Genomic DNA, 11,999 nt, shown 5'->3' on the forward strand with positions numbered 1-11,999 from the left:
TGTTTGTAGGTTACTGATTAGATTTTATGATTTTCTTAACATATCATTAGAGATAATTTGATAGTTAAAATAAGAATATATTTTATAAATAACTGGTTTTTAATGTTTTAATTTTACGGTTATACCGTAATTTTGTTTAATCTTTTGTGAATATCTTTAAACAAAACTAATTAAAACGATTTAATCATGAAAAAAATTACCTTATTATTAGCGTTACTATTTGTAACATTTTCTTTTTCACAAAATGAATCTTCTGGTGGAATAGCAACTTCAATTACAACTCCTGGGCCACTACCTGGAGAAACATTCCGATTTGGTCCTGGCTTAGTGACACAATTAGATGCAGGAACTGCTTTTGACTTCAATGCAAGTCAATGGTTTTCTATGGGAAGATTAAGTACAGGAAGTCAAACTGTATATGGTCTACGTTTTCAATTAAAAAATAGAGCGATAACAATGGGATATCAAGACCTTGGAGATATCAATCCTAGAGTTCAATGGATTGGAGATTCTTTTGCTTCTGGAACTGATTTAGAATTTAGAGTGGCAGACAGTTTTACGTCTACAGGTTCAACACTAGTAAGCACAATGACTAATGATGGGAAAACATATTTTGGTACTCCTTTAACTTCAAATGAACCTAAAGTAGGAATTGATTATAGTGACAGTCCAACGAGTACTAAAACAGGACTTATCGTACAAAACAACTCAACTTCAGGATTGTATTTTACAGGAATTAAAGCAATTAACAACTTATCTGGATACATCAAAACTGGTATAGAAGTTCAAAGTGCTGGTTCTTCTTATCTTTCTACAGGAATTAACGTAAGAACAAGCGGAACATATCAAAATACAGGAGTTGCAGCATCTATCACAGGAACAAGTAATGGTGGCTCGTACGCTATTCGCGGATCTATTCCTACTACAGGAACTGGCTTTGGAGCAGCTATTTATGGAAGCTCGGCAGCAAATACAAATAGATATGCAGGATATTTTAACGGAAATGTAGTAGTTACAGGAACATTTACAGCTTCCGATAGAAAACTAAAGGAAAATATAAGTTCAGAAGAAAATATTTTAGAAAAACTATCACAAATAGAAGCAGTGACTTATACATTTAAAGAAAATGAGCAACTCAACTTACCAAGTGAATTACAGCACGGGTTTATTGCGCAAAATGTTGAAGAGGTTTTCCCTGAGTTAGTAACTACAGTTAATAAGCCTATTGTAGATAAAGAAAACAAAGAAGTAGGTTCATACGAATACAAAGCTGTCAATTACGTTGGAATGATTTCAGTATTAACTTCAAGCCTAAAAGAAATGAACGAGAAAGTTACTTCTTTAGAAAGCGAAATTGCTGAGCTTAAAAGAGAAAATTTAGCTAAAAACGAAAAAGACATAAAGGAAATCGGTTTCTCTATGGATCAAAACAGACCAAATCCTTTTACCAATCAAACTACAATAAACTATACACTTCCAAGCAATGCAAAAGCAACGATCTCTGTTTTTGACATGTCAGGAAAGTTTATAAGAGATTATAATGTATCAAATGAAAAAGGACAAGTAGTAATTCGTTCTAGTGAAATAGGTAAAGGAATGTTTATTTACAGCTTAGTTTCCAATGGAGAAATTATGATTTCTAAAAAGATGATTGTTAAGTAAGCATCTATCCTTAAAAATTAAAATCAAATATTAACTTTAATAAATCAAAATCATGAAAAAAAGAGGAGTCAGAAAAATCACGTTCAAAAAAAGTGTTGTATCAAATTTAACTGCTGGTGAGTTAAAAGGAGGAACAAGTAGAACTTCTAACCTTTGTTCTGTAGTGTGTACACAACAATGTCCACCTATGACAGATGGTTGCTTTACATTAAACAATGCTAGTGCTTGTAAATGTCAATAATACCAGAAATTTAGGACTAAAATCCTACTATGAAAAGCATCTTCAGAACAGGAGATGCTTTTTTCTTTAATAATTTAACAGCGAATAAAACGTTAAATAAGGTAAATCCGTACTGCAAACAAACGAAAGTTTCTTACTTTAAGAATTCATCAAAAAACATGTATCATGAAAAAAAAGAGTATCAAAAATTTATCGTTAAACAAAAAATCAATTTCTAACTTACATGCAAGTCAAGGAATTGTTGGAGGAACTCAAAATTCAATTAAAATTTGTATTCGTACAATCGTAGATCAAAATGGAAATAACATTTGTTTACGAACAGTTTTTAACTGCGATCGTACTTGGCAACCAGGTTGTGTAAATACCAATGAAGTAGATACAAATACCTATCCAATTTGTTAGAATTTTATAAAAATAAAGAGTACAAAAAAAGCTTCTCCAATGGAGAAGCTTTTCTATTTCTATACTAGAAAATAAATTTCTTAGTTTCCAGTAGCTTTGTTTATTTTATCGGTAGCTGCTTTCTTAGCATCATCCATTTTCTTATTTGCTGCGTCTTTAGCTGCGTCCATTTTACTTTTAGCCGCATCTTTAGCTTCGTCTACTTTACCTTTGGCAGCATCTTTTACGTCTTGAACTGCTTTTTCAGCTCCTTCTTTAACGTCGTTTGCCATGTCTTTAACACCTTCTTTTGCATTTTCAACTGCATTTTCAGCACCTTCTTTTACATCATTTGCCATGTCAGTAGCAGTCTCTTTTGCATCATTTGCTACTTCTTTAACAGTGTTTTTTGCGTCATTTACTACTTCTTTTGCAGTTTCTTTAGCTTTGTCTCCTTCTTTTTTTACTTCTTCACAAGAAGTCATTCCGATCATTAAAGCTACTACTAATGAAGCTTTTAAAACTAATTTTTTCATCTGTTTATCTATTTATTGTTAATTGTACAACAATGTTAAGATTTCTTTTACTCATTCACAAAGAATACGTTAACATATTTTTAACATTTTGTAGAATTAACGATTTGGTAATGAGAAGTCTCCTTGGTTAAACTTCATTTATATTGGAGAGATACGCTAGAATTTTTTCACTTGCATTTCCATTCGCATGCACATATTTATGGTTAATGGTACCAATCTTAGCACGATATTCAATATCTGTAATCAAACGCTGCAAGAGTTGTTGAAATGACACTTTAGAATTCACGGAAAGTACGCCGCCAAGTGCTACTAAATCTTCCGCTTCCTTAAAGCCTGTGAAGTTTTTTCCAATAATAACAGGAATTCCAAAAACAGCAGGTTCTAAGGTATTGTGCAAACCTGTATTGCCCATGCCGCCACCAACGTACGCAATATCTGCATAACTATATACTTTGGTCAAAATTCCAATAGTATCTATGATAAAAACATCAAATTGACTTAAATCTTTGTGTTGCTCTTTTTCAGAGAATAAAACCGTAGATTTTGTGATACTATTTTTTAGCTTCTGAATTTCAGGTTGTTTGATGTTGTGAGGCGCAATGATATACTTGCAATTTTCTGTTGAATTATTAATAAACGGAATAAAAATCGCTTCATCTTCAGCCCAACTACTTCCAATGATCACGGTAGTGGTATTATTTTTAAATGCTTCTATGAATGAAAGAGAATTATCGCGTTCCAAAATTTCTAAAACTCTATCAAAACGTGTGTCGCCACTTATAGTTACAGCTGTATAGTTGATATTTTGAAGTAGTTTTTGAGATGTTTCATCCTGTACAAAAATATGATGAAAAGCACGCAATGACTTTCGCATCCATCCGCCGTAAAACTTAAAAAATATTTGAGAAGGTCTAAAAATAGTCGAAATGGAAATGGTGTGAATCTGTTGTTTTTTCAGCGCAGCTAAATAATTTGGCCAAAACTCATACTTTACAAAAACGACCAATTCTGGATGTGTCAATTCGAGAAACTTCCTAGCATTTGCTTTGGTGTCTAAAGGTAAATACGTAATGACATCTGCAACATTGCTATCTTTTTTTACTTCATATCCCGAAGGAGAAAAAAACGTCAATACAAATTTGTGATTCGGATACTTTTTCTTCAAAGCTTCCAATACAGGCAAACCTTGTTCGTACTCACCTAAAGAAGCTGTATGAAACCAAATTACTTTATCGGTAGCTGAAATTTGATTGGCTAAAGTCTGAAAAACAGTTTTTCTGCCTTGTACAAAAAGTCCAAGTTTGGTATTAAATTTTGCAATAATTCTAAGAAAGAAACCCGCAATATAGACCAATATGTTGTAGATAAAATACAAAAGCAATGAGTTTGCTGCTAAAATACATTCTTTCACTTAAATTCATTGGGTATCGTTGTACAATTTTGTAATATTGTTAGAACAAAAGAAAGATACGAATGAAGAAAATCCAAATGGTCGATCTTAAAGGTCAATACGCACAAATTAAAGACCGAGTTGATCAATCCGTATTAGATGTTATTGCTTCTTCAGCATTCATAAACGGACCCGAAGTACACGCATTTCAAAAAGAATTAGAAGAATATTTAGACGTAAAACACGTAATTCCTTGTGCCAATGGTACAGATGCATTGCAAATTGCCATGATGGGACTTGGTTTGAAACCAGGTGACGAAGTGATTACTGCCGATTTTACATTTGCAGCCACTGTTGAGGTAATCGCATTATTACAATTAACTCCAGTTTTGGTCGATGTGGAAAAAGATTCATTCAATATCGATCCAGAAGCAGTTCGAAAAGCAATTACACCAAAAACAAAAGCTATTGTTCCTGTACACTTATTTGGACAATGTGCCAATATGGACGCAATTTTAGAAATTGCCAATGAACATGATTTATATGTCATAGAAGACAATGCGCAAGCTATTGGAGCAGATTATACATTTGCAGACGGAAGTGTGAAAAAAGCAGGCGGAATTGGCCATGTAGCTTCGACTTCTTTCTTTCCTTCAAAAAATTTAGGTTGCTATGGTGACGGAGGTGCAATTTTTACCAACGATGACGACTTAGCACATACGATCAGAGGAATTGTAAATCACGGAATGTACAAGCGTTATCATCATGATGTAGTAGGTGTAAATTCCCGATTAGATTCTATTCAAGCAACAGTTTTAAGAGCAAAACTGCCAAACTTAGATGCATACAACGCTGCACGCCAAAACGCAGCACAAAAATACAATGCAGCATTTCATGGAAATGATAAAATCATAACGCCACAAATTACCAAATCATGCGAAAATCCAATTTGCGCAGGTTGTAATTGTCATGTATTCCACCAATATACTTTACGTGTGGTAGGTGTTGACAGAGACGCGTTGGCAAAACACTTAAACGAAAACGAAATTCCTTGTGGTGTATATTATCCAATTCCATTGCATTTGCAAAAAGCATACAAGGATGAGCGCTACAATGAAGCAGATTTCCCTGTGACAAATCAGTTGGTAAAAGAAGTGATTTCATTACCAATGCACACGGAATTAGATGATGAGCAAATCGCGTTTATCACAAAAACAGTCTTGGATTTTGTAAATACCTAACACCTAAGACCCAAAACCCAAAATCAACATTTTGAAAAAAATACTAGTAACTGGCGGATTAGGTTATATTGGCTCTCACACTGTGGTAGAGTTGCAATTGGCAGGATTTGAAGTTGTGATCATAGACAATCTTTCGAACGCTTCCAAAGACGTTTTGCAAGGAATTGAACGAATTACTGGCATATTGCCTGCGTTTGAAGAGCTAGATTTACGCGATAAGCAAGCGACTATTTCATTCTTTCAAAAGTATGATGATATTAGCGGGATTATTCACTTTGCCGCAAGTAAAGCCGTTGGAGAAAGTGTGTCGAATCCGTTGTTGTATTATGAGAATAACGTATCGACGTTAATTACGGTTTTACAGCAAATTCAACATAAAAAGAAAATCTCTTTTATTTTCAGTTCTTCATGTACCGTTTACGGTCAGGCCAAAACCATGCCTATTTCTGAGAATGCTCCTATACAACAAGCGTTTTCTCCGTATGGAAATACGAAACAAATTGGCGAAGAAATATTACTAGATACGGCCAAAATTGCGAGTGGTTTACACGTGATATCGTTGCGTTATTTCAATCCAATTGGAGCGCATCCAAGTACTGAAATAGGGGAATTGCCAGATGGTGTTCCACAAAATTTAGTGCCTTTTATCACACAAACGGCTATCGGATTGCGTAAAGAATTGTCTGTTTTTGGAAATGATTATCCTACGGAAGATGGCACTTGCATTCGTGATTATATTCATGTGGTCGATCTCGCAAAAGCGCACGTAACAGCTTTAAAAAGACTTTTGGATGATACACATGAAGCTTCGTTTGAAGTATTCAATATTGGAACCGGAAGAGGAAGTTCTGTCTTAGAAGTTATTGAAAGTTTTGAACGTGTAAGCAAACAACAATTGCAGTATGAAATTGTAGCTAGGAGAGAAGGCGATGTAATTTCTGCCTATGCTGATACGACCAAAGCAAATACCGTTCTTGGATGGAAAGCAACATCAACACTTGATGAAGCAATGCTTTCTGCTTGGAAATGGGAACAAAAAATTAGAAAACCTAATAACTAACCAAATGAAAAAACTACTCATTCTATGCTTGAGTATGTTTTGTGCAACCATGATGATGGCACAAGATAGCTACTTGCATTGCGGAAAAATCATTGATACCAAAAGTGGAAAGATACAAACACAAAAAACCATAATTGTTTCTGGAAATAAAATCAAAAGCATTGAAAATGGTTATGTGCAACCTAAGACGGCGAAAGATGTTGCAATTGATTTAAAATCAAAAGTAGTCATGCCTGGATTGATAGATATGCACGTACATATTGAAAGCGAAACGAACCCGAATGCATATTTGGAAAAATATACATTAAACGATGCCGATGTTGCATTTCGTTCTGTAGGTTTTGCCGATGTAACGCTTCAAGCTGGATTTACAACGGTTCGTGATTTAGGAGGAACTGGTGTAAATATTTCTTTAAGAAATGCTATCAAACAAGGAAAAATTGAAGGTCCACGAATTTTTACGGCAGGAAAAGCATTGGCAACTACTGGTGGTCATGCAGATCCGACAAACGGAAATCGTAAAGAAATTATTGGCGATCCAGGACCAAAAGAAGGTGTAGTGAACAATGTAAACGATGCAAAAAAAGCAGTGCGTCAGCGTTATAAAAATGGCGCAGATGTTATTAAAATTACTGCAACAGGTGGAGTGTTAAGTGTTGCTAAAAGCGGAAGCAATCCACAGTTTACGGTAGAAGAAGTCAAAGTTATTTGCGAAACAGCCAAAGACTACGGAATGCACGTTGCAGCGCACGCACATGGTGACGAAGGAATGCAGCGCGCTATTATTGGTGGTGTAAAAACCATTGAACACGGAACATACATGAGTGATGAAACTATGGAACTCATGAAAAAACATGATGCATACTTAGTGCCAACAATTACCGCAGGAAAAGAAGTAGAAGCTAAAGCAAAAATTGAAGGATATTATCCAGCGATTATTGTTCCAAAAGCATTGGCAGTTGGTCCAAAAATTCAAGGAACATTCGCGAGAGCTTATAAAAAAGGAGTTGGAATTGCTTTTGGAACCGATGCAGGAGTTTTTCAACATGGACTTAACGGAAAAGAATTCGGATTCATGGTAGAAGGCGGCATGCCAGCAATGGAAACCATTCAAGCAGCTACCGTAACCAACGCCAAAATTTTAGGAATGGAAGATCAATTAGGACAATTAAAAGCTGGATTCCTAGCAGATATTGTTGCAGTTGATGAAGATCCTACAAAAAATATCAATACCATGGAAAACGTTACGTTTGTAATGAAAAATGGAAAGATATACAAGCAGTAACTTACTTCTTGTAACCTTTGTGTTGCAGGAATAAATAAAATTTATATCAACGTATTTCAAGACATGGTCAAAACAGAAAGCGAACCCGAAAAGGTTCGCTTTTTTACTATTAGAAAATGAAAATCAATTAATGCTTAAATACAAGTCTCATTATTAGCACTAATCAATCTAGGGTTTTCATCTATTGGATTTGGATTTGGAACTTCTGTTGGTTCATGAAATGCACTAGATTTATTAGAATCTTCTTCATTACCTCCATAGATTTTATATGTTGATATTGTAATTTTTTTGAGGGATAATTTTTTGTGAAATTTACTTTTCATGCGATAAAGTTTTTAGAATTAATAATGATATGAAGAACGCTAAATCCTAAATACATTCCCAATATTTGTTATCTATTTTTATAAAAATCGTGATAGATTTTCATAAAAACCGTAGATGTAGCCTTGTACTGGCGTAGAATACACACTAGTTTTGAAGTATTATTAACCGAAAATTTATTATCATGAAAAAAAAGAATGTAAACTTGAAATTAAGTTTAAAGAAAAATCGTGTATCTAATTTACAATCGTATGGTGTTACAGGTGGAGCTAATGTGACAAAAGAATCTCCATGTCCAGTAAAATCGGAACGTGGACCTTGTTATTCAGAAGATTGTATCGTTACAGGACCTTCAATAGTTGCCACATGTGCAGCTGGTTGTACGAGAGCAACCATAGAGCTTTCGTATTGTAACAATGGAATTCCAAACCCTTGTTTATCAGTGCAAGTTTGTGCGTAATTTAAACATAAGAAAAGCGAACCTTTTTAGGTTCGCTTTTTAACTTTCTACATTGTGAAATCTATTACATGCACGATTGTTGATTACCGCTAATCAAGGTTGTATTTTGTGATTGATCGGTTTCATCAAGTGCAGGGAAATCTGTTGGGACTTCTGTAGGTTCGTGAAAAGCACTCGATTGTGTAGGAACAGATTCCGTATTGGGATCGGCACTTCCTCCGTATAGATTGTAAACAATGGTAACTTTTTTTAAAGCTAATTTTTTGTGAAATGTACGTTTCATACGATTCGATTTTAAGATTAATGATAGTAGTAAGTACGTCATTTTCAGGTAAGAATCCGAATCTTTATAATCGATTTTTATAAAAATAGCTTTACATATTGTCAAGGTTTTTTATATAATAAGAAGGATTGAATCCAGTACGTTTCTTAAAAGCTTTTGCAAACGATTCGGACTTTTTAAAACCAATTTCTTCTGCGATAGATTGAATCGTATACGAACGTAACTTTTTATCATTCTTCAATGCGCTCAAAACATAGGTAATACGCATCTCAGTCATATATTCTGAAAATGTTTTCCCTTTATATTTATTGATCACTTGAGACAGATAAGTAGAATTGGTATGGCATTTTTTGGCTAGTGTAGAAAGGCTGTACTTCTTATCAAGAAAAAACAATTTGGCTTCAAGCTTTGTCAAATCATCTAATATTTTTGAAGCTTTTTCATCAGATAATACATAGCCTTTTGATGACGGTTCATTTGGCGTGAATTCTTTTGTTTTTAATTCATCAATAAGTGTATGAAACTTTGCTAATTTCTGTTTTTGCTTATTCCTATTATATACAAAAAAGCTAATAGTAACGATGAGCAGCAGTACAATTACTAAAATGGCTTGCGAAAAATAACTTTTAAAAAGGTTCGATTCTTTGGTCGCTTTCTCAGCGCGATATTCTACATTCTTTAAATCATATCCTTCAAAAATAGTTTTGTACAGCTCAAAACGCTTATCCGTACTTAAATTTTTACGTTCAATATACTGATCGTACACTTCAGTTGCTTTTTCATGTTTTCCTAATTGCGCATAGGTTTTTGCTAAGAATTGATAAGTTTCATCCAAACCAATAAATTTCAAATTTTTCTGCTGTATAATTTGATCAGTTTCTTTAAAATTATTCAAAGCATCTTCAAACTTTTTCAATCCAAACATACATTTTCCTTTATCGAGCAATAAAAAAGGAGTAATTAACTGAAGTTCATTGTGACTTCTAGAAATCGCCAACGCTTGATTCAATACAATCAACGCTTTATCGTACTCTTTCTTGGCTGTATACACATTGCCTTTTCCGCCAATAGCGATACATTTCCCAGAAAGATAATTGGTTGTTTCATTCAGTAGAAGACTCTTGGAATACAATTCAATTGCTTTATCATACATAGCTTCGTCGGTATAAGACTTGGCAGTATTATTGAGCATTTTTATACAACGAACCTTTAAAAACTGGGAATCAGGTTTGGTGTGCAACAACGAATCATAGGAATGAATTATTTTATCAAACTCACGCAATGCTTCTTTAGTTTTTCCAACTTTAAGTTTGATGGTGGCAATATCAAACTCTAAAGTCAATTGATTCTCAATAGCACCTTTTGTTCGCATCAAATCATAAGCTTGTATATAATAATCTAAAGCATTTTCGTAATTAGATTGAATATAAAAAGTAGCACCTTTTGCATGAAAAAATGAAGCTACTAGTGAATCTTGTTTATTACTTTGGGCAAACAAAATAGCTTTGTCAATGGCTAAATGTGCTTCGGTATAGGCTTTTGATTTTCTATGAATTCGATGTTTAAAATAATAGGATTGCGCAATATAATTAGTATCTTTTTGAACAGTTGCTTTTGTTGAAAATGCTGCAATATATCTTTCAATATCTTTAGTAGTGTTCAAATGTTCTTTAAGGTATACATATTGTTGTGAAAGATTCTTCTCTTTAAAAACTACAAGGGAATCTTGATTATTGGCTACAATCCAAAACGGAAAAAAAAGCAATAACAAGAAAAGTTTAGAAATACGCATCAATGGTAGTTTGGTTTCACAATTAAAAAAATACAATATATAATATCTATTTTTTTATACATGTAAAAACTATCATAATTTCTAAAATATACGAGCTGTAAATGTTAGTAAATCATCACATTTCTTACGATATTAGCACTCTCAATATATGTCGATATGATGCATGATTGTATTTCTATAACAGGCTTAGGCTCAGTATCTCCTTTGGGAATTGCGCAAGCTGAAATTTGGAAACACTACACCGAAAACACACATGGTTTTCACGCAAACACAATTCACAATAAAAACGTGTATACAGCGCCACTTTCTGAGAAGGCTGCTGCTGCTGTAACTGCTTTAAGAAATTCGAATTCAAAATATAAAAACCTTGACAATAGTGTTTTATATGCAATACTAGCTTCGCGAATTGCTATTGAAAATGCAGGTTGGGATACTGAAAAAGACTTCGGAATCAACATAGGTTCATCAAGAGGTGCTACATCACTGTTTGAAAAATATCACCAAGATTTCTTGCAAAATGAACATGCACAAACTTTAAGTTCGCCAACAACAACATTGGGAAATATTTCTTCTTGGGTTGCACACGATTTGCAAACTACAGGACCACAAATATCACACTCCATTACCTGTTCTACAGCGTTGCATGCATTGTTAAACGGAATTGCTTGGTTGCAGTCAGGAATGGCTTCAACGTTTTTGGTTGGCGGAAGTGAAGCACCACTGACTCCTTTTACCATTGCACAAATGCAAGCGTTGCATATTTACGCCAAAAAGGAAACAGAATATCCGTGTTTGTCGTTAGATTTAGAAAAAAAGCGAAACACTATGATTTTGGGTGAAGGCGCTGCTTCTATCTGTTTAGAAAAAGGAGAAAAGCAACACGCATTGGCAAAAATTAGAGGAATTGGCTATGCTACAGAAATCTTAAAACACAATACGTCTATCTCGGCAGAAGGCATCTGTTTTGAAAAATCGATGCGCATGGCATTGCAAGGACATTCGCCCGAAGAAGTAGATGCTATTGTATTGCACGCACCAGGAACGATAAAAGGTGATTTGGCAGAATATCAAGCAATCAAAAAAATATTTTGTAACAAAATGCCAAGTTTAACTACGAATAAATGGAAAATAGGTCACACTTTTGGAGCTTCAGGAATGTTAAGTGTAGAACTAGCAATTCTCATGATACAGCAACAACAATTCATATCAATTCCGTATCTTGAAAAAGAAAACACACCACAACAACTAAAGAAAATACTAGTCAATGCTGTTGGGTTTGGAGGAAACGCTGTTTCAGTATTGCTATGCAAAGACTAAAATTCAAAAAAATAAAATAACACATTAAAA

Annotated in this window: 13 protein-coding genes; 8 read left to right on the top strand and 5 right to left on the bottom strand. The window is 34.1% G+C overall.

Features of this window, described 5'->3' with window-relative positions; all coding sequences use genetic code 11:
- The first annotated feature begins 186 nt into the window (after positions 1–186).
- The 3 genes from Q0845_RS12345 to Q0845_RS12355 all read left to right on the top strand — a co-directional run bounded on the left by Q0845_RS12345 (position 187) and on the right by Q0845_RS12355 (position 2,305).
- The gene (locus tag Q0845_RS12345) at positions 187–1,662 is read left to right on the top strand and encodes a tail fiber domain-containing protein (RefSeq protein ID WP_298513481.1); all 1,476 of its coding nucleotides are present in this window, start codon (positions 187–189) and stop codon (positions 1,660–1,662) included.
- Positions 1,663–1,714: 52 nt separating this feature from the next.
- Positions 1,715–1,903: a hypothetical protein gene (locus Q0845_RS12350; RefSeq protein ID WP_298513483.1), complete on the top strand. Its 189-nt coding sequence runs from the start codon at positions 1,715–1,717 to the stop codon at positions 1,901–1,903.
- A 165-nt stretch (positions 1,904–2,068) separates the two neighbouring features.
- Entirely contained in the window at positions 2,069–2,305 is a 237-nt protein-coding gene (locus Q0845_RS12355; RefSeq protein WP_298513485.1) for a class I lanthipeptide, read from the top strand.
- An 80-nt stretch (positions 2,306–2,385) separates the two neighbouring features.
- On the opposite strand, the gene Q0845_RS12360 is transcribed toward Q0845_RS12355, so the two are convergent.
- Both Q0845_RS12360 and Q0845_RS12365 read right to left on the bottom strand, forming a co-directional pair.
- A complete protein-coding gene (locus tag Q0845_RS12360; RefSeq protein ID WP_298513487.1) occupies positions 2,386–2,820 on the bottom strand; it encodes a hypothetical protein in 435 nt (144 codons plus the stop codon).
- A 127-nt stretch (positions 2,821–2,947) separates the two neighbouring features.
- A complete protein-coding gene (locus tag Q0845_RS12365) occupies positions 2,948–4,231 on the bottom strand; it encodes a glycosyltransferase N-terminal domain-containing protein (RefSeq protein WP_298513489.1) in 1,284 nt (427 codons plus the stop codon).
- 62 nt (positions 4,232–4,293) lie between these two features.
- Between Q0845_RS12365 and Q0845_RS12370 the strand changes: the two genes are divergently transcribed.
- Genes Q0845_RS12370 through Q0845_RS12380 form a run of 3 tightly spaced genes read left to right on the top strand, consistent with a single transcriptional unit; the run spans position 4,294 to position 7,796 of the window.
- Positions 4,294–5,451 (top strand): DegT/DnrJ/EryC1/StrS aminotransferase family protein, encoded by a 1,158-nt coding sequence (locus Q0845_RS12370; RefSeq protein WP_298513491.1) that lies wholly within the window; start codon positions 4,294–4,296, stop codon positions 5,449–5,451.
- Positions 5,452–5,482: 31 nt separating this feature from the next.
- On the top strand, positions 5,483–6,511 hold the full coding sequence (gene galE / locus Q0845_RS12375) for a UDP-glucose 4-epimerase GalE (RefSeq protein ID WP_298513493.1): 1,029 nt from the start codon (positions 5,483–5,485) through the stop codon (positions 6,509–6,511).
- A 4-nt stretch (positions 6,512–6,515) separates the two neighbouring features.
- On the top strand, positions 6,516–7,796 hold the full coding sequence (locus Q0845_RS12380) for an amidohydrolase family protein (protein ID WP_298513496.1): 1,281 nt from the start codon (positions 6,516–6,518) through the stop codon (positions 7,794–7,796).
- Positions 7,797–7,930: 134 nt separating this feature from the next.
- Here Q0845_RS12380 and Q0845_RS12385 read toward each other — a convergent pair whose 3' ends face one another.
- Entirely contained in the window at positions 7,931–8,119 is a 189-nt protein-coding gene (locus Q0845_RS12385) for a hypothetical protein (RefSeq protein WP_298513499.1), read from the bottom strand.
- 182 nt (positions 8,120–8,301) lie between these two features.
- Between Q0845_RS12385 and Q0845_RS12390 the strand changes: the two genes are divergently transcribed.
- Positions 8,302–8,577: a hypothetical protein gene (locus Q0845_RS12390; protein ID WP_298513501.1), complete on the top strand. Its 276-nt coding sequence runs from the start codon at positions 8,302–8,304 to the stop codon at positions 8,575–8,577.
- Between the two features lie 64 nt (positions 8,578–8,641).
- On the opposite strand, the gene Q0845_RS12395 is transcribed toward Q0845_RS12390, so the two are convergent.
- Together Q0845_RS12395 and Q0845_RS12400 are read right to left on the bottom strand one after the other, a co-directional pair.
- The gene (locus Q0845_RS12395) at positions 8,642–8,860 is read right to left on the bottom strand and encodes a hypothetical protein (protein ID WP_298513504.1); all 219 of its coding nucleotides are present in this window, start codon (positions 8,858–8,860) and stop codon (positions 8,642–8,644) included.
- A 91-nt stretch (positions 8,861–8,951) separates the two neighbouring features.
- Positions 8,952–10,652: a helix-turn-helix domain-containing protein gene (locus tag Q0845_RS12400; RefSeq protein WP_298513506.1), complete on the bottom strand. Its 1,701-nt coding sequence runs from the start codon at positions 10,650–10,652 to the stop codon at positions 8,952–8,954.
- A gap of 159 nt (positions 10,653–10,811) precedes the next feature.
- On the opposite strand from Q0845_RS12400, the gene Q0845_RS12405 reads away from it, so the two are divergent.
- A complete protein-coding gene (locus tag Q0845_RS12405; RefSeq protein ID WP_298513922.1) occupies positions 10,812–11,969 on the top strand; it encodes a beta-ketoacyl synthase N-terminal-like domain-containing protein in 1,158 nt (385 codons plus the stop codon).
- Positions 11,970–11,999 lie beyond the last annotated feature (30 nt).

The sequence above is a fragment of the uncultured Kordia sp. genome (assembly GCF_947489565.1).
In the GTDB taxonomy this organism is placed as follows: Bacteria; Bacteroidota; Bacteroidia; order Flavobacteriales; family Flavobacteriaceae; genus Kordia.